27 protein-coding genes are annotated in these 26,847 nt (G+C 72.7%); 12 read left to right on the top strand and 15 right to left on the bottom strand.

Features of this window, described 5'->3' with window-relative positions:
* Positions 1-26 precede the first annotated feature (26 nt).
* Entirely contained in the window at positions 27-1,400 is a 1,374-nt protein-coding gene (locus IE096_RS27595) for an ABC transporter ATP-binding protein (protein ID WP_189456240.1), read from the top strand.
* 33 nt (positions 1,401-1,433) lie between these two features.
* Here IE096_RS27595 and IE096_RS27590 read toward each other — a convergent pair whose 3' ends face one another.
* On the bottom strand, positions 1,434-1,850 hold the full coding sequence (locus IE096_RS27590) for an ArsR/SmtB family transcription factor (RefSeq protein ID WP_189456239.1): 417 nt from the start codon (positions 1,848-1,850) through the stop codon (positions 1,434-1,436).
* Between the two features lie 76 nt (positions 1,851-1,926).
* On the opposite strand from IE096_RS27590, the gene IE096_RS27585 reads away from it, so the two are divergent.
* The gene (locus IE096_RS27585; RefSeq protein ID WP_189456238.1) at positions 1,927-2,139 is read left to right on the top strand and encodes a hypothetical protein; all 213 of its coding nucleotides are present in this window, start codon (positions 1,927-1,929) and stop codon (positions 2,137-2,139) included.
* 7 nt (positions 2,140-2,146) lie between these two features.
* Here the strand turns inward: IE096_RS27585 and IE096_RS27580 are convergent, their stop codons facing one another.
* Positions 2,147-3,811, bottom strand: coding sequence for an NRAMP family divalent metal transporter (locus IE096_RS27580; protein WP_189456237.1), 1,665 nt, complete (start codon positions 3,809-3,811; stop codon positions 2,147-2,149).
* A 652-nt stretch (positions 3,812-4,463) separates the two neighbouring features.
* On the opposite strand from IE096_RS27580, the gene IE096_RS27575 reads away from it, so the two are divergent.
* The 3 genes from IE096_RS27575 to IE096_RS27565 all read left to right on the top strand — a co-directional run bounded on the left by IE096_RS27575 (position 4,464) and on the right by IE096_RS27565 (position 8,073).
* Positions 4,464-6,104 (top strand): ABC-F family ATP-binding cassette domain-containing protein, encoded by a 1,641-nt coding sequence (locus tag IE096_RS27575; RefSeq protein ID WP_189456236.1) that lies wholly within the window; start codon positions 4,464-4,466, stop codon positions 6,102-6,104.
* A 48-nt stretch (positions 6,105-6,152) separates the two neighbouring features.
* Complete coding sequence (locus tag IE096_RS27570) at positions 6,153-6,914, top strand: nucleotidyltransferase domain-containing protein (RefSeq protein WP_189456235.1); 762 nt, start codon at positions 6,153-6,155, stop codon at positions 6,912-6,914.
* A 103-nt stretch (positions 6,915-7,017) separates the two neighbouring features.
* A complete protein-coding gene (locus IE096_RS27565; protein WP_189456234.1) occupies positions 7,018-8,073 on the top strand; it encodes an SMP-30/gluconolactonase/LRE family protein in 1,056 nt (351 codons plus the stop codon).
* Here IE096_RS27565 and IE096_RS27560 read toward each other — a convergent pair.
* Entirely contained in the window at positions 8,057-8,848 is a 792-nt protein-coding gene (locus tag IE096_RS27560) for a VOC family protein (protein ID WP_189456232.1), read from the bottom strand. The two genes, IE096_RS27565 and IE096_RS27560, sit on opposite strands and share 17 nt — an antisense overlap.
* Before the next feature lie 160 nt (positions 8,849-9,008).
* Between IE096_RS27560 and IE096_RS27555 the strand changes: the two genes are divergently transcribed.
* Entirely contained in the window at positions 9,009-9,911 is a 903-nt protein-coding gene (locus tag IE096_RS27555) for an alpha/beta fold hydrolase (RefSeq protein ID WP_189456231.1), read from the top strand.
* A gap of 5 nt (positions 9,912-9,916) precedes the next feature.
* Here the strand turns inward: IE096_RS27555 and IE096_RS27550 are convergent, their stop codons facing one another.
* The gene (locus tag IE096_RS27550) at positions 9,917-11,146 is read right to left on the bottom strand and encodes an FAD-dependent monooxygenase (protein ID WP_189456230.1); all 1,230 of its coding nucleotides are present in this window, start codon (positions 11,144-11,146) and stop codon (positions 9,917-9,919) included.
* Between the two features lie 141 nt (positions 11,147-11,287).
* Between IE096_RS27550 and IE096_RS27545 the strand changes: the two genes are divergently transcribed.
* Positions 11,288-12,220 carry a TetR/AcrR family transcriptional regulator C-terminal domain-containing protein gene (locus IE096_RS27545; protein WP_189456229.1) on the top strand — a complete coding sequence of 311 codons (933 nt, stop codon included), beginning with the start codon at positions 11,288-11,290 and terminating at the stop codon, positions 12,218-12,220.
* Between the two features lie 106 nt (positions 12,221-12,326).
* Entirely contained in the window at positions 12,327-12,767 is a 441-nt protein-coding gene (locus IE096_RS27540) for an RICIN domain-containing protein (protein ID WP_189456228.1), read from the top strand.
* Between the two features lie 59 nt (positions 12,768-12,826).
* On the opposite strand, the gene lepB is transcribed toward IE096_RS27540, so the two are convergent.
* The 5 genes from lepB to IE096_RS27515 form a co-directional block, all read right to left on the bottom strand.
* Positions 12,827-13,549 (bottom strand): signal peptidase I, encoded by a 723-nt coding sequence (gene lepB, locus IE096_RS27535; RefSeq protein WP_189456227.1) that lies wholly within the window; start codon positions 13,547-13,549, stop codon positions 12,827-12,829.
* A gap of 54 nt (positions 13,550-13,603) precedes the next feature.
* Positions 13,604-14,401, bottom strand: a complete 798-nt coding sequence (locus IE096_RS27530) for an alpha/beta fold hydrolase (protein ID WP_189456226.1) — start codon at positions 14,399-14,401, stop codon at positions 13,604-13,606.
* Positions 14,402-14,470: 69 nt separating this feature from the next.
* Complete coding sequence (locus IE096_RS27525; RefSeq protein ID WP_189456224.1) at positions 14,471-16,078, bottom strand: ABC-F family ATP-binding cassette domain-containing protein; 1,608 nt, start codon at positions 16,076-16,078, stop codon at positions 14,471-14,473.
* Between the two features lie 236 nt (positions 16,079-16,314).
* The gene (locus tag IE096_RS27520; protein WP_189456222.1) at positions 16,315-16,548 is read right to left on the bottom strand and encodes a chaplin; all 234 of its coding nucleotides are present in this window, start codon (positions 16,546-16,548) and stop codon (positions 16,315-16,317) included.
* Positions 16,549-16,718: 170 nt separating this feature from the next.
* Positions 16,719-17,396 (bottom strand): HAD family hydrolase, encoded by a 678-nt coding sequence (locus IE096_RS27515; RefSeq protein ID WP_189456220.1) that lies wholly within the window; start codon positions 17,394-17,396, stop codon positions 16,719-16,721.
* 211 nt (positions 17,397-17,607) lie between these two features.
* Here IE096_RS27515 and IE096_RS27510 point away from each other — a divergent pair, with 211 nt between their 5' ends.
* Positions 17,608-17,778, top strand: a complete 171-nt coding sequence (locus tag IE096_RS27510; RefSeq protein ID WP_189456218.1) for a hypothetical protein — start codon at positions 17,608-17,610, stop codon at positions 17,776-17,778.
* 12 nt (positions 17,779-17,790) lie between these two features.
* Here the strand turns inward: IE096_RS27510 and IE096_RS27505 are convergent, their stop codons facing one another.
* The 4 genes from IE096_RS27505 to IE096_RS27490 form a co-directional block, all read right to left on the bottom strand.
* A complete protein-coding gene (locus IE096_RS27505) occupies positions 17,791-18,654 on the bottom strand; it encodes a geranyl diphosphate 2-C-methyltransferase (protein ID WP_189456216.1) in 864 nt (287 codons plus the stop codon).
* Positions 18,655-18,679: 25 nt separating this feature from the next.
* On the bottom strand, positions 18,680-19,927 hold the full coding sequence (locus tag IE096_RS27500; RefSeq protein WP_189456214.1) for a family 2 encapsulin nanocompartment cargo protein terpene cyclase: 1,248 nt from the start codon (positions 19,925-19,927) through the stop codon (positions 18,680-18,682).
* 40 nt (positions 19,928-19,967) lie between these two features.
* The gene (locus tag IE096_RS27495) at positions 19,968-21,395 is read right to left on the bottom strand and encodes a family 2B encapsulin nanocompartment shell protein (protein WP_189456212.1); all 1,428 of its coding nucleotides are present in this window, start codon (positions 21,393-21,395) and stop codon (positions 19,968-19,970) included.
* 393 nt (positions 21,396-21,788) lie between these two features.
* Positions 21,789-22,202 (bottom strand): organic hydroperoxide resistance protein, encoded by a 414-nt coding sequence (locus IE096_RS27490; protein WP_189456210.1) that lies wholly within the window; start codon positions 22,200-22,202, stop codon positions 21,789-21,791.
* A gap of 116 nt (positions 22,203-22,318) precedes the next feature.
* Here IE096_RS27490 and IE096_RS27485 point away from each other — a divergent pair, with 116 nt between their 5' ends.
* Positions 22,319-22,813, top strand: coding sequence for a MarR family winged helix-turn-helix transcriptional regulator (locus IE096_RS27485; RefSeq protein ID WP_189456208.1), 495 nt, complete (start codon positions 22,319-22,321; stop codon positions 22,811-22,813).
* A gap of 58 nt (positions 22,814-22,871) precedes the next feature.
* Here the strand turns inward: IE096_RS27485 and IE096_RS27480 are convergent, their stop codons facing one another.
* Positions 22,872-23,528 carry a maltokinase N-terminal cap-like domain-containing protein gene (locus tag IE096_RS27480; RefSeq protein WP_189456206.1) on the bottom strand — a complete coding sequence of 219 codons (657 nt, stop codon included), beginning with the start codon at positions 23,526-23,528 and terminating at the stop codon, positions 22,872-22,874.
* Positions 23,529-23,580: 52 nt separating this feature from the next.
* Positions 23,581-24,036 (bottom strand): Lrp/AsnC family transcriptional regulator, encoded by a 456-nt coding sequence (locus IE096_RS27475; protein ID WP_189456205.1) that lies wholly within the window; start codon positions 24,034-24,036, stop codon positions 23,581-23,583.
* Positions 24,037-24,186: 150 nt separating this feature from the next.
* Between IE096_RS27475 and IE096_RS27470 the strand changes: the two genes are divergently transcribed.
* Together IE096_RS27470 and aspA are read left to right on the top strand one after the other, a co-directional pair.
* Entirely contained in the window at positions 24,187-25,197 is a 1,011-nt protein-coding gene (locus IE096_RS27470; RefSeq protein WP_189456203.1) for an asparaginase, read from the top strand.
* A gap of 74 nt (positions 25,198-25,271) precedes the next feature.
* The gene (gene aspA, locus IE096_RS27465; RefSeq protein WP_189456201.1) at positions 25,272-26,723 is read left to right on the top strand and encodes an aspartate ammonia-lyase; all 1,452 of its coding nucleotides are present in this window, start codon (positions 25,272-25,274) and stop codon (positions 26,721-26,723) included.
* The last annotated feature ends 124 nt before the right edge of the window (positions 26,724-26,847 follow it).

Here is a 26,847-nt window from a genome sequence, read left to right as displayed (position 1 = left end):
CCCTCGTCCCCGGAAGGAGCCTCGCCATGGCATCCGACGCCGGACCCGCCCCGGCCCACCACCGGCCCCGACCCCGGCCCGCCGACGGCGAGGTGCTGCTCGCCGCCCACGGGCTGTCCAAGTCCTACGCCGGGGCCGACGGGGAGCTGCCCGTCCTGGCCGGCATCGACCTGGAGGTGCGGGCCGGGGAGATCGTCGCCCTGCTGGGGCGCTCCGGCTCCGGGAAGTCCACCCTGCTGCGCTGTCTGGCCGGGCTGATACCCGCCGGTTCGGGCACCGTCACCTATCGCGGCAGGACCCTGGACGGCGCCAACCCCGGCACCGCCATGGTCTTCCAGACGTTCGCGCTGCTGCCCTGGCTCACCGTCCAGCAGAACGTCGAACTCGGCCTGGAGGCCCGCGGGGTGCCCGCCCGCGCCCGGGCGGCCGCCGCGCTCCAGGCCATCGACCTCATCGGGCTCGACGGCTTCAAGTCGGCCTACCCCAAGGAGCTGTCGGGCGGCATGCGGCAGCGCGTCGGCTTCGCCCGCGCCCTGGTCGTCGAGCCGGACGTCCTGATGATGGACGAGCCGTTCTCCGCCCTGGACGTGCTCACCGCCGAGAACCTGCGCGGCGAGCTGATGGAGCTGTGGACCTCGGGCCAGTTCCCCACCCGCGCCTTCCTCCTGGTCACCCACGACATCGAGGAGGCCGTGCTGATGGCGGACCGGATCGTGGTGCTCGGCTCCCGCCCCGGCTCCCTCAAGGCCGCCTTCGACGTGCCCATGGCACACCCCCGGGACCGTGGCGCGCCCGGGTTCGGGGCCCTCGTCGACGCCGTCTACCGCGTCATGACGGGGCGTGAGAAGGCAGCCGCCCCCGCCCTGCCCGGGCGGCCCGGGCACGAGGCGGGCGGGCCCGCGCGGCGGACGGTCGCCACCACCCCGCTGCCGAGGGCCGGGGTCGACGGGCTCTCCGGCCTCGCCGGGATCCTGGCCCGGCACGGCGACCGCTGCGACCTCGCCGACCTGGCCGAGGACCTCGGCCTGGCGACGGACGACCTGCTGCCGCTGGTCGATGCCCTGGACCTGCTCGGCTTCGCCGTCGTCCACGACGGCGACCTGCTGCTCACCCCGATGGGCCGGGGCTTCGCGGAGGCGGACGTCCAGGAGGCCAAGAAGATCTTCGCCCTGGCCGTCCTGGACACCGCGCCGCTGGTCCGGCTGATCCTGACGAGCCTTCAGCGCGGTGACGGCAGGCTGCGCGCCGGCTTCTTCCGTGACCTGCTCGCCCACCACTACACCGGCGAAGAGGTCGTGCGGCAGCTGGAGACGGCCACCGACTGGGGCCGTTACGCCGAGCTGTACTCCTATGACGCCGGTCCCGAGCAGTACGCGCTCGACGAAGGCTCCGCCGGCTGAGCACGATCGCGCGGGAGTACGGCCGGGCCGCGCTCAGCCGCCCGTCGCCCGCGGCCGCAGGCGGCGCACCGCGCGCCCGGCCCTGGCGGCCTCGGCCGCCGGGGCGGTCTCCACCGGGGCGGGGCCGTCCTCGGCTCCGGTCACCGGCTCGGCCCGGGCGACCAGCACCGCGCCCTCCAGCAGCGTCCGTACGTGGTCCCCGGCGGCGCGGTAGAAGATGCGCGTGCCCTCGCGGCGCGAGACGACCAGGCCCGCGCTCCTCAGCCGGGCCAGGTGCTGCGAGACGGCGGCCACGTGGGCGCCCGCCAGCTCGGCCAGCTGCCCCACGGAGTGCTCCCGCTGGGCCAGCGCCCACAGCACATGGAAACGCGTCGGGTCGGCCACGGCCTTCAGCACGGCGACCGCCTGCTCGAACACCGGGCCGACGTCGGGTGAACCATGCGCGTCCATGCGAGGAGTCTAGAGGCCCTCGTGTTCACCGGCGAGGGGGAAGATCACCGCTTCCGTGCGGGGGGTCGAGGCGCCAGTGGAGGTCGCGCACACCGGGTTCCCGCGGCAGTTGCCCCACCAGTCGTTCCAGGGCGACGAGCGCCGGGCCGCCCTCCGCGAAGGTCAGCCGGACGGTCACGACGACGTCGGCGGCGTCGTCCGGGTCGACGATGTGGAGGCTGCTCAGGCGGGCGCCGGGGGCCGGGGTCTCCGGGGCGGCGGACGGGGGCGCGCCGCCCCGGAGACGTAGGGGGGCCTCAGTGGCCGAGGGCGAGCTGCGCGATGCGGACGACCACCAGGATCGTCGCGGCGAGCAGGTAGACGCGCAGGGCGGTGAGGCCGATCTTGCGGCCGGTGGAGACGATGGGCTCGGGCAGTTCGTCGAGCGGCGGCATCCGCCAGTTCTCCTTGCCCGCGCGGTCGACGGGCCCGGCCAGGGCCCAGCCCTTGCGGCGGCGGCGCGTCTCGGCGTAGCCGAGGGCGAGGATGCCGGCGACGCCGCAGATCCCCATGATGTCGAGGATCGCCTGCGAGGTGATGCCGGGGAAGACGACGGCGGCGGTCAGGATGACGGAGAGGGTGACGAGGACGGCGACGACGACGGACGTGAAGATGTTCATCGCGCGCCCGTTGACCCAGGGGCCCAGGACGGACTTGTCGTTGCAGAGCAGGAGCAGGAAGACCGAGGCGGAGGGGAGCAGGACGCCCGCGAGGGTCTGGACCCCCTCGGTGAGCAGGCCGAGCGGTGAGCCGGGGACGACCACGATGATCGCGGCGGTGAGGATGAGGCCGGCGAAGACCGCGTAGAACCCCTTGGCGCCCTTGATGCCGCGGTGCAGCGAGTGCTTGAGGCCCATGACGTCGCCGATGGCGTAGGCCGTGGACAGGGAGACGGCGCAGGCGCCGATGATCGAGGCGTCCAGCAGCGCGACGGCGAACAGCACGCCCGCCGTCCTGCCCGCGTACTTCTCCAGTCCGGCGGCGACACCGGCGGCGTCGGTGAAGCCGCCGGATTCGGCGTGGCCGGCGAACGCGGCGGCGCAGAAGCCCGTCATGGCGGCGGCTCCGATGACGACGATGCCGATGCCGAGCCACAGGTCGGCCTTCTCGTAGCGCATGAAACGGGGGGTGATGCGCTTGTCGATGACGTAGGACTGCTGGAAGAACAGCTGCCAGGGAGCGACGGTGGTGCCGACGATGGCGATGATCAGCAGCATGACGTCGGCGAGCCGGGCATGGTGGGGCATGCCCGGTACGAGGAAGTCGTGTGCCATGCGCCCGGCGGGCGGATGGACGAGGAGGTAGATGGGGATCAGCAGCAGCGAGCCGGCGCACAGGAGGATCGCGGTGCGCTCGAAGCGGCGGAACGAGCCGGTCGACGCGGCGGCCACGACGATCGCGGCGGCGAGCAGGACGCTCGGCACCTTCGGCAGCCCGAGGTAGCCGACGGCCAGGGTGATGCCGATGAACTCGGTGACGATCGTCAGCGCGTTGAGGAGGAAGAGGTCGATGACGGAGAACGCGCCCCAGAACTTTCCGAACCTCTCCAGGATCAGCCGCGCGTGCCCGACGCCGGTCACCGCGCCCAGGCGCAGCACCATTTCCTGGTTGACGTAGAGGACGGGTATGAGCAGGAGGAGGGTCCACAGCAGGCTGGTGCCGTAGTTCTGGCCGGCCTGGCTGTAGGTGCCGAAGGCGCCGGCGTCGTTGTCGCCGACCATCACGATGAGGCCCGGCCCGACGATCGCGAGGAGCGTTTTGAACTTGGCGGGCAGGCCGCGGCGGGGTGCGGTGTCGTCGCTCCTGATGGTGCCCAGGGCGCCGCGGATGTCGCCGGTGTGGGCGTCGTCGAGCACGGCGGTGCGGGGTGCGGGAACAGGTGGTGCGGTCTCGGTGGGCGCGGTGGTGGTCAGGTCGGTCATGACAGCCTCCCGGTCCCCCGTCGGGGGAGGTTGGGGCGCGCGGCAGCGATCCTCCCTGCGAGCGGGCAGCACGAGGGCCCGAGGCGGCGGATGGCCGCACGGGTACCGGCTGCGGGGCTGTGGCGGGGCGCGGGGCGCGCGGGGAAGGTGGTTACCGCGTACCGGAGGTCGGCGCGGACACGCGGATGCGGGGCCTACTGTGGCCCGGACTGTGACTACTGCCGTCCATGTCTCCCGCCTCCTCCCGGCCGGGGCGCGCGCGGGCGCGGTGACCATGACGAACGTGGAGAGCATAGCGCGCTACTTGCGTATCGACGCAAGTGCTTGACGCAAGCTTGACGCCCGCCCGGCGGCGAGCCGCCCCTCCGTAATTCCGTTGACGGGTCCGCCGGTTCCCCGTACGTTGCTCCTGCCCTTGTCGTCGTCGAACGGAGCAGGACGTTGCTCGTCTGAGGTCTGGAGACACCGCGCCACGCAGCCGCGCCGCCATCAGTGCCGCCGCTGCGCGCGTTCCGTGTGCGACCTCGACGCTCTGAGCCGTCCTCCCGCCGGTACCGGGTTCCCCTGTCGTTCCCTCCCCGGCTTCGGTCGCCCCGCGGTGTCCCCACGCGTCGCCCTTGACCCACCTTTCCAGCGACCGGCGGAGGCCCGTATGACTGTTTCGTCTTCCTTCATCACCTGCACCTCGCTCTCCTACGCCTGGCCGGACGGCACCGCCGTCCTCGACGGCCTCCAGGTCTCCTTCGGCCCCGGCAGGTCCGGGCTCATCGGGCTCAACGGCTCGGGCAAGTCGACGCTGCTGAGGCTGATCGCCGGGGAACTCGCCCCGGCCGAGGGGACGGTGCGCGTCGCCGGAGACCTCGGCTATCTGCCGCAGAACGTCACCCTCGGCACCGCGCTCCGCGTCGACGAGGCCCTGGGTATCGCCGCCACGCGCGCGGCGCTCCACGCCATCGAGGCGGGCGACGTCCGCGAGGAGCACTTCGCGGAAGTCGGCGACGACTGGGACGTCGAGGAACGCGCCGTCGCGACGCTCGACGGACTGGGCCTGGGCCACATCGGCCTGGACCGCACCATCGGCGAGCTGTCCGGCGGCGAGTCGGTGCTGCTGCGCCTGGCGGCGCTGCTGCTGCGCCGCCCCGACGTCCTCCTCCTCGACGAGCCCACCAACAACCTCGACCTGTACGCGCGCCGACGGCTGTACGCGGCCGTCGACGCGTGGCCGGGCGTCATGGTCGTCGTCAGCCACGACCGTGAACTCCTCGACCGCGTCGACCAGATCGCCGATCTGCGGGGAGGCGGGATCACCTGGTACGGGGGCGGTTTCTCGGCGTACGAGGAGGCGCTGGCCGCCGAGCAGGAGGCGGCCGAGCGGATGGTCCGGGTGGCCGGGGCCGATCTGCGCAAGCAGCGGCGCGAACTGGCTGACGCCCACGTCAAGCTGGCCCGCCGCAGGCGGTACGGCCAGAAGATGTGGGACACCAAACGCGAACCCAAGGTCGTCATGGGTGAGCGCAAGCGGCAGGCCCAGGTCGCCGCCGGCAAGCACCGCGTCATGCACGAGGAGCGGCTCGCCCGGGCGAGGGAACGGCTCGACGTGGCGGTGGAGGCCGTGCGCGACGACGACGAGATCCGCGTCGACCTCCCGCACACGGCGGTCCCCCCGGGCCGGTCCGTCCTGACCCTGCGCGACGTCGTCCTCGCGTGCGGGGCGCGGGTGGAGGGCGGGTTCGAGCTGCGCGGCCCGGAGCGGATCGCGCTCGTCGGCCGCAATGGCGCGGGCAAGACGACGCTCCTGCGCACCGTCGCGGGAGAGCTCGACCCGCTCTCGGGCGAAGTCACGGCCCATGTGCCGCTGCGGTTCCTGCCGCAGCGACTCGACGTGCTCGACGAGGAGGCGACCATCGCCGAGAACGTGGCGCGGTTCGCCCCGGAGGCCACCGACAACCGGATCCGGGCCCGCCTGGCCCGCTTCCTGTTCAAGGGCGACCGGGCCGGGCAGAGGGTCGCGACCCTGTCGGGCGGCGAGCGCTTCCGGGCCACCCTGGCGGCCCTGATGCTCGCCGAGCCCGCGCCGCGCCTCCTGCTCCTCGACGAGCCGACCAACAACCTGGACATGGCCGGCGTCCGCCGGCTGACCACGGCCCTCGAGTCGTACGAGGGAGCGCTGATCGTGGCCGGCCACGACATTCCGTTCCTCGAGTCCATCGGCGTGACACGCTGGCTGCGCCTGGACGGCGAGCTGCGGGACACGACGGCGGAGGAGATACGGGCGGAGACGGCCGGCGCCTGAGCGGGCGCATCCCCTCACCCATCCTTCACTTCACACGATCGGAACCTCATGACCGACGACACCTTCCTCGACCACGTCGCCGACCGGCTCGCCGCCCTGCCCTCCGTACACGCCGTCGCCCTCGGCGGCTCGCGGGCCCAGGGCACCGCGGCCCCGGACAGCGACTGGGACCTGGCCCTGTACTACCGGGGCGCCTTCGACCCGGCCGGCCTGCGCGACCTCGCCGGCGCCCTCGGCTGGGACGGCGAGGTGTCCGGCATCGGCGACTGGGGCGGCGGCGTCTTCAACGGAGGGGCCTGGCTCACGGTCGACGGCCGGCGCGTCGACGTCCACTACCGCGACCTCGACGTGGTGGAACACCAACTCGCCGAGGCACGGCGGGGCCGCTTCCACTGGGAGCCGCTGATGTTCCACCTCGCGGGCATCCCCAGCTACCTCGTGGTCGCCGAACTCGCCCTCAACCGCGCGCTGCGGGGCACGCTGCCCCGGCCCGCGTACCCGGAGGCGCTGCGCGAGGCCGCCCCGCCCGTGTGGCGCGGCCGGGCGGCCATGACGCTCCGCTACGCCACGGGCGCGTACGTCCCGCGCGGCCAGGTCACGGAGGTCGCGGGCGCGGTGGCCACCGCCGCCCTGGAGACGGCGCACGCGGTACTGGCGGCGCGCGGCGAGTGGGTCACCAACGAGAAGCGCCTCCTTCAACGTGCCGGGCTGCGCGGCGTCGACGCGATCGTCGCCGGGCTGCGGCCGGAGCCCGGGGCCCTGGCAGGGGCGGTGGCGGAGGCGGAAAGGCTGTTCGAGAGCGCTGTCTGACGCGGGCTCACCGTGGCCGGATGCGGATCCCGGGCCCGTCGCCGGGTGGCCCGCCCGCACCGCTCTGGGTAGCGTCCGGCCCACCCGTACGGAAAGGTGCGCCATGACCGAAGGCCGGACCCGCGAGAAGCCCGCCCTGCGGCCCGTCGTCTGGCGGCCTCCGCGCCGCCCCGCGCGGGCCCGGGCCGCCTACAGCCGCGTTCCCCTGCCGCCCGTCCGCCGCGTGCCGCTCGACGGCACGGGCCCGGAGGACGTGCGGGTCGACGCCGAGGGGCGGATCCTGACGGGCGTCGCGGACGGGCGGATCCTGCGGCTGGACCCGGCCGGGCGGCGTGCGAGCGCCGTCGCCGACACCGGCGGCCGGCCGCTGGGCCTGTGCCCGCTGCCGGACGGGCGGCTGCTGGTGTGCGACGCCGAGCGCGGGCTGCTGCGGGTGGAGCCCGGCTCCGGGCGCGTCGAGACGCTCCTTTGGGAGGTGGCGGGCCGTCCCCTCGGGGTGTGCAGCAACGCGGTCGTGGCACCGGACGGCGCCGTGTACGTCACCGACGCCAGCGGACGCTTCCCGCTGCGCCACTGGATGGGCGACCTGCTGGAGCACTCCGGCACCGGCCGGCTCATCCGGTACGAGCCGGACACGGGCACGACGGAAGTGGTGCTCGACGGGCTCCAGTTCGCCAACGGTGTGGCTCTCGCGCCCGACGGCTCGTTCCTCGTGGTCGCCGAGACCGGTGCCTACCGGCTGACGCGGCTGTGGCTCACCGGCCCCAGGGCGGGCGAGCGCGATGTCTTCGCCGACGGTCTGCCCGGCTTTCCGGACAACCTCTCCACCGGTCCCGGCGGGCTGATCTGGGTGGCCATGGCCGCTCCGCGGCAACCGGCGCTCGATCTGCTGCACCGCACCCACCCAGCGCTGCGCCGGGCGGCGTGGGCCCTGCCGGACGCGCTCCGGCCGGGCCCCAAAGCCACCGCCTGGGTGATCGCCCTGGACTCCTCCGGCCGCCTGGCGCACGACCTGCAACGCCCCGGCGGGGGCTTCCGCATGGTGACGAGCGTGTGCGAGCACGACGGCCGCCTGCATCTGGGCAGCCTGACGGAGAACGCGGTGGGCGTCGTCCCGATGGTCCCGGAGCCGTCCGTACGGCTCAGCCGTGGCCGCTGACCACGCAGAAGATGCCGCCCTCCGGGTCGCGCAGCGTGGCCGTGCGGCCGAAGTGGGTCGGGCTGGGCTCACCGAGGGTCTGCCCGCCCAGCTTCCGCGTCGTCTCCATCGTGGCGTCGACGTCGGCGACGGAGAAGAACACGTGCCACCGGGGCCGCAGCCGCGGATCGACCGTTCCCTCCACGGCTCCGCCGTACAACGTCGCCACCGTCCGCTTGTCGATGTCGAGGATGACGCGGTCCTCCTCCCAGCGGACGGTGTAGGGCGGGGAGGGCCTGCGGTCCCAGTCGAAGACGCCGCCGTAGAACAGCGCCGCCTCGAACGCGTCCCGGGTGCGCAGCTCCACCCATACGGCGTTGCCTCCCACGCCGGGCGACCGGGGCCCTCCGGGCTCGGTCCGGCACTCCCACAGGCCGAAGGAGGCCCCGGCCGGATCGGCCGCGAGCGCGAGGCGCCCCTCGTCGGACGACAGCGGCCCGACGGCGACGGTGCCGCCGCGTTCCTGTACGCGGCCGACGGCGGTGTCGGCGCTCTCCGTGCCGAAGTAGGTGGTCCAGGTGACGGGGAGCTCCCACTCGTGGGCCGTGGCGTTGATACCCGCGACCGCCGTCCTGCCCGCCATCGCGTGGACGTAGGAGCCCCGTCGGCCGGGCACGGTCTCGAACCGCCAGCCCAGCAGTGGCCCGTAGAAGTCCTTGGCCCCGTCCAGGTTCCGCGTGGCCAGGCTCACCCAGCAGGGAACACCCGGCAGGCACGCGCATCTCGCGCCGGTCATGTCCTCAGCTCACTCCCCGTTCACGGCATCTGCAACCGGGACCCGGAATGCCTTTCCTTCACTATTGTCCCTTTTGTAAAAATTCCACCTGTTCGTATTTTCAATCGCCTTAAATGCAGGTATGTTCATGTCTCCACTCGACTGAGGAGACGTTGCGGCTGTGAGTGAAGAGAAAGCTCTGAATGTCGGCCCGTCAGCCATCGAAGTGGTCTACGAGCGCTTCGGTGACCCCAAGGCGCCGCCCGTGCTGCTGGTGATGGGCGGCGGCGCGCAAATGATCCACTGGCCGGAGGGATTCTGCGCCGAACTCGTCGACCGTGGTGTGCAAGTGATCCGGTTCGACAATCGGGACGCCGGCCGGTCGTCGCATTTCCCTCACGTGCCACCGCCGGACCTCCAGGCCGCGATGGCCGGTGATTTATCATCGGCCTCCTACACGCTGTCGGACATGGCGGCCGACGCCGTCGGGCTGCTCGACGTCCTCGGATTCGACAGCGCCCACGTCGTCGGCGCTTCCCTGGGCGGCATGATCGCCCAGATGATCGCCATCGAGCACCCGACCCGGATCCGGTCGCTCACGTCGATGATGTCCACCACCGGCGACCGGGCCGTGGGCCAGCCCGACTTCACCGTCCTGGCCGGGCTGGGGGCGCCGCCGGACGACCGGCAGTCCTTCATCGGCTGGCAGGTGCGGGCCATGAGGGCGATCGGGTCCCCCGGGTTCAAGCCCGACGACAACGGGGTGGCCGAACGGGCCGGCCTCGCCTACGACCGGGGCTACGACCGCGTGGGCATGCTGCGCCAGGCCATCGCCGTCCTGGCCTCCGGGGACCGCACCGAGCGGCTGCGGGCGCTGTCGCTCCCGACCCTGGTGATCCACGGCGCGGACGACCCCATGTGCGACGTCAGCGGCGGGCGGGCCACGGCGGCGGCCGTCCCCGGCGCCACGCTCGAGATCTTCGACGGCCTGGGCCACAACTTCCCCCGCGAGCTGTGGCCGCGCATCGCGACACTGATCACCGATCTGGTCCACCGCGCCGAGGCCCACCCGCCCGGCGCCTGACCCGGCTACCCCCTGCCGGCGGCACCGCTGCCGGCGGCGAGGCGGTCGTACTCGGGCAGGGCGATGTTCCCGGCCTTGGCGAACTGTGCGGCGAGCATGTTCTTCATCGGCCAGTGGTTCATCGCCCGCATCGACAGGTTCCGCAAGCCGATGGCCAGCGCGCTGGAGGGCGCGTACCCCCGAGCGCCGCCGGGGGGCAGTTGCTGGGCCTGGTCGACGTACGGGCGCATGACCTCGTCGTACTTCCGGAAGGCGATCCGGTGGTCGCCGCCGGCGGAGGCGAGTTCGCCCGCCAGTGCGTAGGCGCCGACCAGGGCCAGGCTGGTGCCCAGGCCCGTGAGCGGCGTCGCGCAGTAGCCGGCGTCCCCGACGAGCGCCGCCCGGCCCCGGGACCAGCTGTCGAGCCGGACCTGCCCCATGGAGTCGAGGAAGAAGTCGGGCGCGGCGCGCATCGCCCGCAGCAGGCGCGGCACTTCCCAGCCGGCGCCGGCGAAGCGCCGGGCCACGAGGTCCTGTTGCGCGGCGATGTCGCGCCGGTCGTAGGCGAGGGGTGCCGAGCGGAAGCTGAGGCCCGCCTTGATCTCACCGGGGAGCCGGCCCGGGCGGGCCGAGGCGACGAGTCCGCCGGGCTCGTTGTACATCAGCATCCAGCCGTCGAGCTCCAGGTCCTCGACGGCCGTGAACCAGGCCGTGTACACGTTCAGCGGCAGGACGCAGTCCCGCTCCGGCCCGAAGGCCAGGGCGCGGACGGCGGAGTGGAGTCCGTCCGCGCCGACGACCAGCCCGAACCGGCGGGGCGCGGCCTTCTCGAAGGTGACGGTGACCCCGTCGTCGTCCTCGTCGAGGCGGGTGACGGTGTCGTCGAAGAGGTACTCGGTGTCCGGCAGGGTGGCGTCGTACAGCAGGCGGGCGAGGTCGCCGCGGAGGATCTCGATCTCCGAGATGATCCCCTCGCCGCCGAAGCTGTCCGCCGGCATCCGGGCGGCGACGCGGCCGGACCCGTTGACGTACGCGAAGCCGCGCTGGTCGACGACGAGCTCCCGTGCCCGGTCCATCAGGCCCATCCGCGAGACCACGGTGCGGCCCGCGCCCCGCAGGTCCACGGTCTGGCCGCCCGGCCGGGGTTCCGGCGCCCGCTCGACGACGGTGACGGTGAAGCCCGCCACGCGCAGCCAGTACGCCAGGGCGGTGCCGCCGATACCGGCACCGGAGATGAGTATGTCGGTGTTCCGCATGACGCTGACTGTACGCCGTACACAGTGCACTAGGCAAGGCCAATCAGCGCTCTGAGCAGGCAGTTTGATTCACCAGTGCACTAGCGCGCGACCTGGCGATTAGGATGATGTGCGGTCAGGTGCACTAGTGCGGAGGAAACAGTGAACGGGCAGGCAGTACCCCGCTACGCGCGGATCGTCGCCGAACTGCGGCAGCGGATCGAGACGGGCGAGCTGGCGCCGGGCGACCAGGTGCCCTCGACCCGGGAGATCACCCGGCAGTGGGGCGTCGCGATGGCGACCGCGACCAAGGTGCTCACCGAGCTCCGCAACCAGGGCCTGGTCCGCGCCGTCCCGGGCGTCGGGACGGTCGTCGAGCCCGGCGTACGACGACCGGAACAGCCGGCGCCCCAGCGCCGCAAGGGCGGCGCGGACCAGGGGCTCACCCTGGAGCGGATCGTCGAGGCGGCCGTCGCGGTGGCCGACGCGGAGGGGCTGGCGGCCGCCTCGATGCGCCGGGTCGCCGCCGAGCTGGAGGTGGCGACCATGTCGCTGTACCGGCACGTGGCCGACAAGGACGCCCTGTTGCTGGAGATGATGGACGCGGCGTTCCGCCGGTGGTCGTTGCCCGAGAACCCCCCGGAGGGCTGGCGGGAGCGGCTGGAGCTCGTCGCCCGGACGCTGTGGGAGATGTTCCGCCGCCATCCCTGGCTCGCACCGGCGCTCTCGTTCACCCGGCTGCAGGTGGTCGCCAGTGCGCTGCCGTTCAGCGAATGGGCGCTCGACGCCCTGGAGGGGCGCGGTCTCGACACCTCGACCGCGTTCACCGCCCATCTCACGCTGTTCAACTATGTGCGCGGCACCGCCGTCAACGTCGAGATGGAAGCGGAAGCGGAGGCGCTCAGCGGCCTGGACAGCGAGGAGTGGATGGCCGGTCAGGAGCCCGCGCTGCTCGCCGTACTGGCCGGCGACCGGTTCCCGAGGATGCGGCGCCTCGCCACGACCGGGTACGACTTCGACCTCGACGACCTGTTCGAGTTCGGTCTGCAGCGGCTCCTGGACGGCCTGGCCGTGCTCTTCGGCGAGGCGCCCTGAGCCATCGGCCCCCGGGACCCGTACGGGTGAGGCGGGGTGTGCCCGGGCCGGTTCCCGGAAACGGTGCCAGTGTCCGTGCCCGCGCCCGTTTCCGAGAGGTCGCTTCATGCGTACGCGCGCCGTCGTCACCACCATGGCACTCGCCCTCGCCGGTGGTGGGTTCCTCGGAACCCCCGCCTCCGCCATCGCCGCGTCCCCGGCCCAGGAGTGGGTGGTGAACAACCCGCGCGCCGTCATCGTGCAACGGACCAGCGGGCTCTGCCTGACGGCCACGGGTGGTGCCGACAGTGCCGTGACCACCCGGGGGTGCAGGGACTTGCCGGAGCAGCGGTTCGTCTCGCAGGGAGGGGACGTCCGCAACCAGTCCAGCGGCATGTGCCTCACGGCCACCGGCCTGGACAGACCCACGGTGATGCGGCCCTGCAACGGGTCAGCCGGTCAGCGGTTCTTCGTGCAGGGGCCGGACATCCGCAGCCAGGCCAGCGGACGGTGCCTGACGGCCACCGCCCCGGAGAAGCCCGTGCTGCTGACCCCCTGCCGGGCCTGACGCCCGGGTCCCGCGCCGCGCCACCGGCCCGTACCCCGTGCCACCGGCCGTACGGCGTGCTACCGGTCGAACGTGCCGGGCACGGGCAGGGTGGCCCACCGGGAGACGGGCCAGGCGACGACGACGGCCCGGCCGATCACGTTGTCCACGGGCACGAACCCGCCGCCCGGCTCGTGGACATGGGCGCGGGAGTCGCGTGAGTCGTCGCGGTGGGCTCCCATGACCCACAGGTGGTCCTCGGGCACCTTCACCGTGCCGACCGGCATGTCGTCGCACGGGGTGGCGCCCGGGTGGATGTACGGCTCGTCCAGGGGCTTGCCGTTGACCTTCACGGGCTCGCCGCGCTCGCACTCCACGGTGTCACCGCCGACCCCGATCACCCTCTTGATCAGGTCCTTCTCGTCCGCCGAGGGCACCAGGCCGACGAAGGCGAGGGACTTGCGCACCCCGCGCTGAAAGGCGTTGCCCGGCTCCGGGGGCCGGCCGGACAGCCAGCCGCCCGGGTCCTTGAAGACCACGACCTCGCCCCGGTGCGGCGTTCCCCCGAACCAGGGCGTGAGCTTGTCGACCAGCACCCGGTCGTCCGTCCGGAGGGTGTTCTCCATCGAGCCGGAGGGGATGGAGAACGGCTGCACGAGGAAGGTTTTGATCGCCAGCGCGAGCACGAGGGCCAGGCCGATCAGGAGGGGTATCTCCCGCCACCCCGAGCGCTTCCTCCGCTTGGCGCGCGCGGTGTCCTCCTCGTTGTTCCCGGTGTTCTCCTCGTTCTCCCCGGTGGTCATCGTTCGCCTCTCCCCTTGGTCGTACCGGGGCGGTGACCGGCACCCGGCAGTGACTCAACGAACAGGGGTTCCCACCGTCGTGGTGGCCGGCGCGAGCGCGTTCGCGGTGGCGCGGGCGAACGCCTCGGGGTTGTCGAGCATGATGTTGTGCCCGCAGTCGGGTACCGGGACCACGGCGACCCCGGCCTCGGCGAGCGCGTCGGCGCCGGGGAGCGGACCGTCCGCCTCCGGCAGCAGATACGTGCGCGGAATGGTGAGCTCCATGAGGAGTTCGCGCATGAGGGGCACGCTCCCCCGGGTGAGGTGGACCGCGCTGCGGTGCAGTGCTTCGAGGCCGGCCAGCCGCATGGTGGACCACCAGTGCGCACCGGCCCGGTCGCGGACCTCCCGCCAGCCGCCGGCCAGGAATTCCTCCTCCGTGTGGGCGGCGATGCCGCTGCTGCCTCCGGAGCCGGGCGTGGGCGGGATCGGGTCGAGGTTCGCGTCGACGAGGACCAGCCGGGAGACCAGGTGCGGGTGGCGTGCGGCCAGGACGACGGCGACCGAGCCGCCCATGCTGTGCGCGATCACCTCCGCGCCGTCGGCGCCGGCGGCGGTCAGCGCGGCGGCGAACGCGTCGGCGTGCCCCTCCAGCGTGTAGTCGAAGGTGACGGGCCGGTCGCTGATGCCGTGCCCGAGCAGGTCGACGAGCAGGGACCGGTGACCGGCCAGCAGCGGGTGGGCCGCGACGCCCGCGAAGTAGGCGGGCGACGTGGCCCCCAGACCGTGCACGTACACGCGCGTGGGTTCCCGGCCCGGCAGTTCGGCCCAGCGGATCCGGTCGCCTTCGGTCGTCACGACGGCGTCGCGCACAGCTCTTCCCCCTGGGTCGATTTCTTGATCGTCAGGGGGAAGAGCGTAACCGCCCGCACCCGGGCCGCGTCAGGCGAGGGAGACCAGGTCCCGGTAGTCCTCGCTCCACAGGTCCTCGTCGGCGTCCGGCAGCAGCAGGACGCGGTCGGGGCGCAGGGCGTCGATGGCGCCCACGTCGTGCGTGACCATCACGATCGCGCCGGGGTACGAGCCGACGGCGGCCAGGACCTCGTCGCGGGAGGCGGGGTCGAGGTTGTTGGTGGGTTCGTCCAGCAGCAGGACGTTCGCGCCGGAGTGGACGAGCCCGGCCAGGGCGAGGCGGGTCTTCTCCCCGCCCGAGAGGACCCCGGCGGGTTTGTCGGCGTCGTCCCCGGAGAAGAGGAACGCGCCGAGGACGCGCCGTATCTCACCGTCCGTCAGGTGGGGTGCGGCGTCGGCGAGGTTCTCGCGGACGGTGCGGTCCGGGGCGAGGGTGTCGTGCTCCTGGGCGAAGTAGCCCAGCCGCAGTCCGTGGCCGTGCGTCACCCGGCCGCTGTCCGGGCGTTCCGTCCCGGCGAGGACGCGCAGCAGGGTGGTCTTGCCCGCGCCGTTGAGCCCGAGGACGACGAGGCGGCTGCCGCGGTCGACGGCGAGGTCGACGCCGGTGAGCACGGGGCGGTCGCCGTAGGACTTGGTCAGGCTGATCGCGCCGAGGGGCGTGCGTCCGCAGGGCTCCGGTTCGGGCAGGCGGATCCTGGCGACCTTCTCCGTGTGCCGGGCCGGTTCGAGGCCGGCGAGCATGCGGTCGGCCCGGCGCGTCATGCTCCTGGCCATGACGGCGGTGGCGGAGCGCGCCTTCATCTTGTCGGCCTGCGCGTGGAGGGCGGCGGCCTTGCGTTCGGCGTTGGCGCGCTCGCGTGCCCGGCGGCGCTCGTCGGTCTCCCGCTGGGTCAGGTAGGCGGCCCAGCCGGTGTTGTGGATGTCGATGGTGGCGCGTCGGGGGTCGAGGTGGAAGACGCGGTTGACGACGTCGGCGAGCAGGGAGGTGTCGTGGCTGATCACCACCAGGCCGCCGCGGTGTCCTTGGAGGAAGGCGCGCAGCCAGGCGACGGAGTCGGCGTCGAGGTGGTTGGTGGGCTCGTCCAGCAGGAGGGTGCCGTCGTCGTGTCCGGCGAAGAGGATGCGGGCGAGTTCCACCCGGCGTCGTTGCCCGCCGGAGAGGACGCCCACCGGTTCGCCCATGACGCGGTCGGGCAGCCCGAGCCCGGCGGCGACGCGCGCGGCCTCGGCTTCGGCCGCGTAGCCGCCCGCCGCCTGGAAGGCGGCTTCGGCGCGGGCGTAGGCGTTCATCGCCCGGTCCAGCGCGCCGGGGCCGGTGGCCTCGGCCATGGCGGTCTCGGCCGCGCGCAGCCGGCGCAGGGCCCGGTCGAGGCCGCGCGCGGAGAGAATGCGGTCGGTGACGGTGACGGCGGGGTCGGCGGCACGGGAGTCCTGGGCCAGGTGGCCGACGGGGCCGGTGCGGGTGACGGTGCCGGCGGCGGGGCGGGCCAGTCCGGCGAGGGCGGTCATGAGGGTGGTCTTGCCCGCGCCGTTGCGGCCGACGAGGCCGACGCGGTCGCCGGGCGAGACGGTGAAGGAGATGCCGGACAGCAGGAGGCGCGCGCCCGCGCGCAGCTCGGCATCACGAACGGTGATCATGAGATGACGCTCCGAAAAAGCAAAAGGACACACTTCTGGCGTGGAAGCGGGTCCTTCGCTAGGAAATTCGGGGCGTAGACATGAGCTCACCGTAACCGGCCGCGCGTGAGCGGCGCACCCGGTTTTTTCCTCCGCACACGCCACAGAGGTGGCCGGTTCCGTCCGGGTGGGACGGTGCCGGCCACCTCTGCTCGGGTGGGGGACGTGCTGGGCCGTGACCGAGAGGTCAGGGCCGCTTACTTGTTGATGAGCGCGTTGCCGTGGGAGCTGTTGAGGACGCCGACGACCGAGATGACGTTGCCGCCGACGTTCGGGGAGACGCGGGGCGCGACCTGGGCGACGTTCCCGGCGAGGACGCCCGGGGACTTGCAGGCCGAGCCGTGCGCCTGGTCGGCGGTGGCGGCGCCGGTGCCGGCGCCGATGGCGGCGGCGGCCATCACCGTGACGGCGGCGGCGTTGCGGATGCTCATGTGCTCTCCTTGATGTGTGGGGGGAGGCAGTGCAAAAGCTCTGGCAAGAGAGAGTCTTGCGTATGAAAAACCGCTGACGTGACAGATGGCGATATGTTCATCCGCTCTGATGATCACGTGCTCGCCCTTGACCCCTTGTGGGTGTCCCCCATCCTCAACGACAACGCGTATCAGGGGAGTTGAGCCACCGGAGCCAGGTTCCTCGCCCAGTCCCGCAGGTCGGGTGCGGTCAGGCCGGCGCCCAGCCAGTCGTGGTCGAGGTCCACCCCCGGAAGGGACGGCACGACCGCGACGTAGAGCCCGGCGGCACGCGCCGCGGCGATGCCCGTCGCCGAGTCCTCGAAGGCGACGGAACGCCCGGGAGCCGCGCCGAGTGCCGCGCACGCCGTGAGGTAGAGCTCCGGCGCGGGCTTGGGCTGACGCACCTCGTCGGCGGCGAACGAGTGGGTGAAGTACTCGGCGAGGCCGGCCGACCCCAGTGCCGCGTCCAGCAGTTCCCGGGGGCTGTTGCTGGCCACGGCGACGGGGACGGCCGCCCGGCAGGCGCGCACCAGTTCCGCCGCCCCGGGGAGCGCCGCGGCGCCCTGGGCGAGCTCCTTGCGGACCCTGCGCAGGAGTTCGTCGGCGATCTCGGCGCCGGCGCCGGGGCGCCCGAAGTACCCGGCCATGGCCTCGCCCGCGGCTTCCAGGGTGCGGCCGATGACCAGCGCCTTCTGTTCGGGGCCGAAGGGGTGGCCGTGCGCCGCGAAGACGGCCGTCTCCGCGACGGTCCAGCAGGGCTCGGTGTCGACCAGCAGGCCGTCGCAGTCGAAGACCACGGCCTCGACGCCGGTGGGGAGCGAACGCATGCGGCTGTCCTTTCGCTTGGGCTCGAACACAAGCGATCACCCTAGGTACGGGACCGTGAAACATCCACGTTCCTGCCCGGAATCGGGCAGGAAACCGGCGAATGAAGGGCGTCTCGCGGCGTTCATCCACTTGGACGCCTCCAGGAGCCGACTCGGCACGGACGCTGTCCACTGTGAGGAAGAGCGTTCCGGCCGGATCGAGGGAGGTCCCGTGGCCAAGGACAAGGACATGGACGACAAGCGTCAGCAGCTCTCCGACGACGCCAGGTTCTTCCTGAGCGGACTGCCGAGAGCCGACCGCGAGAAGGCGCTGCGCGAGAGGACCCCCAAGCAGCTCGACGAGGCGGGCAAGGAGGTGCGGAGCGCCCTCACGGAGGAGTAGCCCCGGCGCGCGTCAGACGCGGTCGGCGGCGATGAGCAGGTAGTGGAAGCTGCCTTCCTTGTACGCGGTGAGGAACGCCTCCTCGATGCCCGTGGCCACCTCGGACTTCGCGCGCAGCTCCCAGTAGGGGATGGTGGCGGGGGTGAGGTCCACGACGCTGATCGGCGTCAGGTTGTTGGCGGCCAGGGCCTTGAAGTAGGCGCTGCGCGGGTGGATGTTGCAGGTGTAGTGCTCGTCGATGCGGCTGACCGCCTTGGAGCGCAGGCCCTTGACGTCGTTGGAGCAGCCGGTGATGCACACGTACCGGCCACCGAACTCCAGGAGCCGGGAGAACTCGCCGAACAGCTCGAAGAGGTCCACGTACATGGTGGTCTCGTTGGTCCAGATCGCCTTGCGGGAGGCGGTCTCGAAGCCGGTGTCGAGCATGTTGCGGAAGTGGAACTTCACGCTCTCGTCGATACCGCGCTTGCGCGCCTGCTCGTTGGCGAAGCCGACCTGGTACTCCGAGATCGACACGCCGTCCACCGCGCAGCCGAAGCGCTGGTGGGCCATGACGCTCGTGCCGCCGCGGCCGGACCCGCCGTCCAGGAGGCGGTCCTGGGGGGTGATGGCACCCAGGTGGTCGAGGAGGACATCGGCCTGGGCGGTCTCCAGGCGGTGCATCTCCTCGATGATCCGCTGCTCCCGGGTCGCCGCGGGCCCCTCCAGGACCGAGGGGTCGTAGTCGCCGAGCCCGTAGTGGTGGTGGTACAGGTCGTCGACCTCGCCCAGGCGCAGGTTGACCGGGTCCTGCTGGTTGGTGTTCCAGTACGCGGCCACCGCCTTCTGGAACTCGGTGCGCAGGACTGCCGCGGGGGCGGAGGGCGTGGTGGTCAACTCGTTCTCCTTAACGGTGTACAACTTACGACGTGCCGTAGCGGGCGCTGCCGGCGTGCCAGGCCTTGTTGCCGCCGAGCCAGGCCCAGACGCCGGCCAGGAAGCGGCGCAGGGCCGGGGAGCCGGTGAGGCTGAGGGCGGCCGCCTCCCTCTCGAAGGAGCGCACGAGCTCGTCGTGGACCGCGGCGCTCCGCTCGACGGCCTCCCGGAGCGAGCACTTCTCCTCCGCGACGATCGCCGCGGGCAGGTTGAAGTGGAGGCCGGTGGCGTCCTTCTCCTTGGCCATCGAGTAGAGGTCGTTCACGAGCGTGCTCGCGGTGCCCGCCATGGTGACGACGCGGCGCACGCGCGGTTCGGCGTACTCGGCGGCGGACAGCGGGTGTCCGTCCATCACGTCGACGAGGGCGATGCAGGGCAGGAAGCTGTTGAAGCGCCGGTGGGCGAGGTACTCCCAGACGGCGGGCAACTTCCCCGTGCTCCGCCAGGAGCCCTCCTGCCCGTATCCGACGAACAGTCCGCCGATCTCCTGGCGCACCCGGGCCAGCTGGCTCGGGTCGGCGTAGCGGGCGAGGTGCTCGAAGCCGGACCGGAGGGCGGCGCGGACGGGGTCCGCGCGCAGGGCCTCGTCGAGCTCCGAGGCGTGGGGCTCGGGGAGGTGGGCGGGGTCGACGGCCGCGAGGGCGGTCCCGAGGTGGGCACCGAGGTGGGCCGGGGAGGAGCCCATGGTCTCGTCGTCGCAGTAGTAGTCGTCCGTGGCCCACTCGGCGAGCGCGCAGCGGGCGGCCGCCAGCAGCCGGTCCGGGTCGTCGGTCTGGGGGTGGACGAGCATCATCATGCGCCCGAGGTCGGTGCCGCGGACGCGGTCGAGCCGCTCCGGGTAGATGCCGATCTCCTCGGCCCAGGCGACGAGCCGGTCGTTGACCTCCTCACCGAGGGCCCGGTCGTCGCGGAGCGGCGGCGGGCAGTACAGCTCGGGGACGAGGGTGTTCGACGTACCGGACGCCCCCGTCGCCCCCGGCGTGCCGGGCGGCGTCCCGGTGGTGGGCCGGGCGGGCGGGATCCGGAGGCCGGAGGTGCCGAGGCCGGTCGGCCCGGCGGGCACGGCCCGGAGCGCCTCCGGCGCGGACGCCGCGGGCCGGTGGACGTCGCCGTGCACGGCGCGGGCGCCGGGCACGAGGGGTGCCGCCCCGCTGCGGTGGGACAGCAGTGTGGCCACCAGCCTCGCCACGTCGTGGGTGGCCGAGGGCGCGGACATGCGGGACAGCAGCGACACCGGTTCTCTCCGTTCCTCTCCGTTCTCGGGTGCGGCGGTGTCAGGAGGGCGCGCCGGCGATCTGGACGTTCTCGAGCACGCCGAGGGCGTCGGGCACGAGCACGGCGGCGGAGTAGTAGGTGCTGACCAGGTAGGAGATGACGGCCTGGTCGTTGATGCCCATGAAGCGGACGTTCAGGCCGGGCTCGTACTCGTCGGGGATGCCGGTCTGCCACAGGCCGACCACGCCGCCGGCGGACTCGCCGGTGCGCATGGCGAGGATCGAGGAGGTGCCCTCGTCCGTGACGGGGATCTTGCCGCAGGGCAGGATCGGGACACCGCGCCAGGCGGGCATGCCGTGGCCGTTGACATCGGCGGTGTCGAAGGCGAGCCCGCGCTTGTTGCACTCGCGGCCGAGGGCGGCGATGGCCTTCGGGTGGGCGAGGAAGAACGTGGTGCTGCGGCGCATGCTCAGCAGCTCGTCCATGTCGTCCGGGGTGGGCGGCCCGGAGTGGGTCTGGACGCGCTGGCTGTAGTCGACGTTGTGCAGCAGGCCGAACTCGCGGTTGTTGACGAGCTCGTGCTCCTGGCGTTCGCGCAGCGCCTCGACGGTCAGGCGCAGTTGCTGCTCGACCTGGTTCATGGGGTCGTTGTAGAGGTCGGCGACCCGGCTGTGGACCCGCAGGACGGTCTGGGCGACGCTCAGCTCGTACTCGCGCGGTTCGAGCTCGTAGTCGACGAAGGTGCCCGGGAGGACCGGCTCGCCGGTGTGCCCGGCGGCGAGGGCGATGTCGGCCTCGCCGCGCTTGTTGCGGGGGCGCTCGCCCTCGGCGCGGCGCCGCCGGACGTGGGCGCGCAGCGCCTCGCTGCGGCCGGCCACCTCCTCGTACGCGTGGCGCGGCAGGGCGAGCAGGGTGCAGGCGGTCAGGGCGCGGGCCGTCACGTCCCAGTCGCCGGGCTCGGGGTCCAGGGTCCGGCCGCCGAAGAAGCCGCCGTCGGCCAGCACGCCCCGGCGGGTGTCCTCGCCGTAGTGGCCGGTGCCGAGCTTCTCCACCTTGCCGTGGGCGATCAGGTACACGTGGTCGGTGGGCCGGCCGGCCTCGGTGATGACCTGGCCGGGCTCGTACTCGCGCTGCTCGAAGCGGTCGGCCAGGGCGCGCAGGACGCCCATGTCGGCGAAGCCGCGCAGCAGGGGCAGCTCGCCGAGCTCGGCGGGGACGACCCTGACGCTCGCGCCCTCCTGGACGAAGGTCACGCGGCCGTCCCCGACCTCGTAGACGAGCCGCCGGTTGACCCGGTACGTGCCGCCGCTGACCTGGACCCAGGGCAGCATGCGGATCAGCCAGCGCGAGCTGATGCCCTGCATCTGCGGCAGGGACTTGGTGGTGGTCGCGAGGTTCCGCGCTGCCGCGATGCCCAGGCTGAGCTGTGCCTGGGCACCGGTGTACGCCTGCTGCTCCGGCTGGTCCGGCAGCGCTGAGGTCGACATCCCAGGTCCTTCCGTCTCGGGGCCCGTAACGGCCTGCGGAGCGCGGCTGCCCACAGCGGTGACCTGCGGTGACGGCGCTCCGGCGGGAGTGAATCAGCCCGGGGTGGCACCGGTCGAAAGCGGACGGCCGGGTGGGTCGGATTCACGCCACATACGGATCGGAGGACCCGCTGGCCACTTGAGTCACTCCGGTCGGTGTGTCAAGGGCCTTTGGGGGAAGATCGATTGGGCCGTTCGGGCCCGGTGGTTCACCGCCGGCGTCGGGGTCGACATGTCCGGGTCGGCGACGGGGAGGCCGTGCGGGAACCGGGGTGTGCGGTGTCCGAGGATGACGAGAACTCTTCGTTCGGCGGCCGGCGGGCCCCCTCGGGGGCCCGCTTCAGCCGCGTGGCGTCACTCGACGACGAGCTCGACCGGGATGTTGCCGCGGGTGGCGTTGGAGTAGGGGCAGACCTGGTGGGCCTGCTCGACCAGCTTGCGGCCCGTCGCGGCGTCGACCGCGTCGGGCAGCTCCACGCGCAGCGTGACCGCCAGCGCGAAGCCCTCGCCCTCCTTGCCGATGCCGACCTCGGCGGTCACCGCCGCGTCACCGAGGTCGACCTTCGCCTGCCGGCCGACCAGGCCCAGGGCGCTGGCGAAGCACGCCGCGTACCCGGCGGCGAACAGCTGCTCCGGGTTCGTGCCGGCGCCGTTGCCGCCCAGCTGCGCGGGGAGGGCCAGCTGGACGTCGAGGAGGCCGTCGGAGCTGACGGCGCGGCCCTCACGGCCGTGGGTGGCGGTGGCGACGGCGGTGTACAGGGCTTCCATGGGAACCATCCCTCTCGGAGATCGCGGCGAGGGCCTGTCCGGCCCGCCTGACACCATCAAGGTAGTGCACGATTAAGTTGTGCGCAATTAAATGCCCGGCGAGATATCCTGGTCGCATGACGAAGCCGCCGACCGCCCCCTCCGAGCGCGCGCCGCAGGACCTCCTCCGCCTGGACCGGCAGCTCTGCTTCTCCCTGAACGCCGCCTCCCGCGCGTTCGGCGCCGTCTACCGCACGCTGCTCAAGGACCTGGGCCTCACCTACCCGCAGTACCTGGTGATGCTGGTCCTCTGGGAGCACACCGAGCTGCCCGTGAAGCGGCTGGGCGAGCTCCTGCGCCTGGACTCCGGGACGCTCTCCCCGCTCCTCAAGCGCCTGGAGGCGGCCGGGCTCGTGCACCGCGAGCGCAGCGCTCAGGACGAGCGGTCCGTCCTCGTCCGCCTCACCCCGGCGGGCACCGTGCTGCGGGAGGAGGCGGCCCTCGTGCCGGTCCGGATCGCGACAGCCACGGGCTTCACCGCCCAGGAGGCCGGGGAACTGCGCGCGCTCCTGGAGAAGTTGACACTCGCGCTCGACGGCGCGGCCTTCGACGACGGATCCCTCTGCGACTGACGCGCCGCTCCCCCGGCCGTGCCCGTACCCGGCCGGAGCCGGGTACGGGCAGCGCGGATCAGTCCCGCGAGGCGGTGCTCAGGGTGGCGAAGAGGCCCTGGACGCGGGTGCCGTCCTGGAGGTTCCACCAGCCCAGCACGTGACCGGCCGTGCCCTCGGGTGCGGCGCCCGGGCCGGGGCGCAGGACTCGGTGCAGACGGAGCGCGGCACCCTGCGGCGCCCCCGTCAGCTCGGTGGACTCCGCGTCGTCGGTGACGGAGGTGAAGGCCGCGGCCACGGGGCCCTGCCCGGTGAAGGAGCGGGCGATCCCGTCGTCGAGGGTGTCGCTGACGCTCTGGGCCTGGGCCCGGACCCGGCCCTCGATCAGGGCGAGGATCGCCGTGGTGAACACCGGGTCGTGGCAGCCGTCGTAGACCCAGCGCTTGCCCAGCACACCGTGGTCCAGGGTGCCGACGAGGGCGCCCTCCGCGCCCTCCAGCGGGGCGCCCCGGTAGGTGAGCGGCACCAGGTAGCTGACCGGTTCCGGGCCCGCCGTGTCGGTCGTCACCATGAACTCGATCCCGACCTCCCCGGCCGGGTCGTCCAGCCGGAATCCGCCCGCCTTGGTCAGCTGCGGCGCGCCCGTTCCGGGGCGGTACCACGGCCGGGAAGGCAGCCAGGAGGCGAGCAGCTCCTCCTTGGTGGGCGTGAGGGTGGTGCGGTGGATGACGGACATACCCTGGCTTCTCTTTCGTTGAGCGTTGTATGACCCCTCATCATGTGCGAGGTCAGTCGTCGACCGGAAGACCCCGCGGCTCCTTGACCCGCTTCATGATGATCTGCGAGTTGACCTCGGTGATGCCCGACAGCGTGGTGAGGCGCTCGATCCACAGCCGCTCGTAGGCCGTGAGGTCGGCGACCGCGATGCGCAGCAGACAGCCCGGGCTGCCGAAGAGCCGGTACGCCTCGATCACGTCCGGGATGTCCTGGAGCGCGGCCTCGAACGCCTCGACCGCCTCCCGGTCGCGCTTGACCTCGATGGAGACGAGCACCTCGAAGCCCCGTCCGACGGCCTCCGGGTTGATCACCGCCCGGTAGCCCTGGATCACGCCGTCCTGTTCCAGCTGGCGGACGCGGCGCATACAGGGGGACGAGGTGAGGCCCACGCGCTGGGCGAGGTCCTGGATGGTCAGCCGGCCGTCCTTCTGCAGCTCGCGCAAGATATTCCTGTCGATCTGGTCCATCACGCGATTATCCACCACACTACGCGCGTCACTGCGCCCGACATGGCAAACCGATTGCGCCCGATTCGTCATATCGTTGCCCCGAAACAAACCGGCGTGCGCCCCCGGCGCGCACAACGGTCATGAACTACGAGCAGAAGTGAGCACGACGTGGGACAGGTCGTCGTCATCAGCACCGGCGGAACGATCGCCAGCCGCTGGCAGGGGTCCGGCTTCGCCGCCGACGCCCGCGGCGGGGACGTCCTGGCGACGGCCGCCGTGCCCGACGGCGTGAGCGTGCGGGTCGTGGACCTGATGAGCGTCAACAGCGCCCGGCTGACCACCGCCGACCAGCTCGCGCTGCTGCGCACGGTGCACGAGGTGCTGGCCGACCCCGACGTGGCCGGCATCGTCGTCACCCACGGCACGGACACCCTGGAGGAGTCCGCCTTCTTCGTGGACCTCCACCACGCCGACCCCCGGCCGGTGGTCTTCACCGGCGCCCAGCTGCCGCTGGAGGACCCCAACGGCGACGGGCCGCGCAACCTCCACGACGCCCTCCTGACCGCCGCCTCGGTGCGCGACCTCGGCGTGCTCGTCGTCTTCGACGGCCAGGTGCACGCCGCGCGCGGCACGATCAAGGTCCAGACCCTGGCCGCCGACGCCTTCGCCGACCCCTCCGGGAGCCGCGTCGCCGACGTGGGCCCCAGCGGCGTCGTCATCCACCGGCGGCCCGAGCGTCCGGAGCCCCTCCCGCTGCCCGCGGCGGACGGGCCGCTGCCCCGGGTCGACGTCGTCATGCACCACTGCGACGCGGACACCCTCCTGTTCGACGCCGCCGTCGGCGCGGGCGCCCAGGGCGTCGTCCTCGTGGCGACCGGCGCGGGCAACGCCACCCCGGAGATCGCCGCCGCCGTCGCCGGCGCGGCCTCACGCGGTGTGCTCGTCGCCGTGACCACGCGCGTGCCCAGCGGCTCCGTCGCCGAGATCTACACCCACGGCGGCGCCGTGGACCTCGTCGCCGGCGGAGCCGTGCTCACCGGCACCCTGCGCGCCGGCCAGGCACGCATAGCCGTCCTCGCCGCGACGCTCGCCGCCACCGACCCGGCCGCGCGCGCCGAGGCGCTGCGCCGGGCCCTCGGCGCCCCCGCGCCGGCCACCGACGCGCACGCGGCGGCCTGATCACCCCGCGGCGCGAACGCCTGATCCCCCCACCACCGTCTCCCCCACCACCACCGCACCCGATCGGACCCCCGATGACGGCCACCGTCCCCCACCCCGCCACCGCACCCGACAGCACCCCGTTCCGCAGCGAGCACGACCTCCTCGGCGACCGGGACGTCCCCGCCCACGCGTACTACGGCGTCCACACGCTGCGGGCCGTGGAGAACTTCCCCATCACCGGCACCCCGATCGCCGCGTACCCCGAACTCGTCACCGCGCTGGCCGCCGTCAAGCAGGCCGCCGCGCAGGCCAACCGCGACCTGGGCCTGCTGCCCGGCGACAAGGCGGACGCCATCGTGCGGGCCTGCGAGGAGATCCGCGCCGGCCGCCTCCACGACCACTTCGTCGTCGACGTGATCCAGGGCGGCGCGGGCACCTCCACCAACATGAACGCCAACGAGGTCATCGCCAACCGGGCGCTGGAGCACCTCGGCCACGCCAAGGGCGACTACCGCCGCCTCCACCCGCTGGAGGACGTCAACGCCGGGCAGAGCACCAACGACGTCTACCCCACCGCCGTCCGGATCTCCCTCCAGCTCGCCGCCGACGGGCTGCTGGAGGCCATGGAGGTCCTCCGGCAGGCCTTCGCCGCCAAGGCGGAGGAGTTCGCGGACGTCCTCAAGATGGGCCGCACCCAGCTCCAGGACGCGGTGCCCATGACACTGGGCCAGGAATTCGCCGCGTACGCCGTCATGCTGGCCGAGGACCGGGCCCGGCTGGAGGAGGCCCGCGCCCTGCTCCGGGAGATCAACCTCGGTGGCACCGCCATCGGCACCGGCCTCAACGCCCACCCCGAGTACCCCGAGCTCGCCTGCCGCCACCTCGGCGCGATCACGGGCATCCCGCTGAGCGTCGCCGGTGACCTCGTCGAGGCCACCCAGGACATGGGCGCGTTCGTCCAGCTGTCGGGTGTGCTCAAGCGGATCGCCGTCAAGCTCTCCAAGACCTGCAACGACCTGCGGCTGCTCTCCTGCGGCCCGCGCGCCGGTCTCGCCGAGATCAACCTGCCGGCCGTGCAGGCGGGTTCGAGCATCATGCCCGGCAAGGTCAACCCGGTGATCCCCGAGGTCGTCAACCAGGTCGCCTTCGAGGTCATCGGCAACGACGTGACCGTCACCATGGCCGCCGAGTCCGGCCAGCTCCAGCTCAACGCCTTCGAGCCGGTCATCGCGCACAGCCTCCTCAAGAGCATCGCCCACCTGCGGTCCGGCTGCCTGACGCTGGCCGAGCGGTGCGTCACCGGCATCACCGCCAACCGCGAGCACCTGGCCCAGCTGGTCGGGCAGTCCATCGGCCTGGCCACCGCCCTCAACCCGAACATCGGCTACGAGAAGGCCACCGCCGTCGCCCAGGAGGCCCTGACCACCGGCGCCTCCGTCCGCGACCTCGTCCTGGCCAAGGGCCTGCTCACCCCGGAGCGGCTCGAGGAGATCCTCCACCCGGACAACCTCGCCCGCCCCCACTCCGCGGCGGTCCACGGCTGACCGCCGGACCACTCCGCACCCCTCTCCTCCCACGTCCCGAGAAACAGAAAGAAGAAGTACCCCCATGGCAACGGCGCCCAGCGTCTCGTACTCGATGACGGTCCGGCTGGAGGTTCCCGCGTCG

The sequence above is a fragment of the Streptomyces abikoensis genome (assembly GCF_014648775.1).
In the GTDB taxonomy this organism is placed as follows: Bacteria; Actinomycetota; Actinomycetes; order Streptomycetales; family Streptomycetaceae; genus Streptomyces; species Streptomyces abikoensis.
The sequence above is the reverse complement of the archived record's forward strand: the minus strand, read 5'-3'. Positions and strand labels throughout refer to the sequence as shown.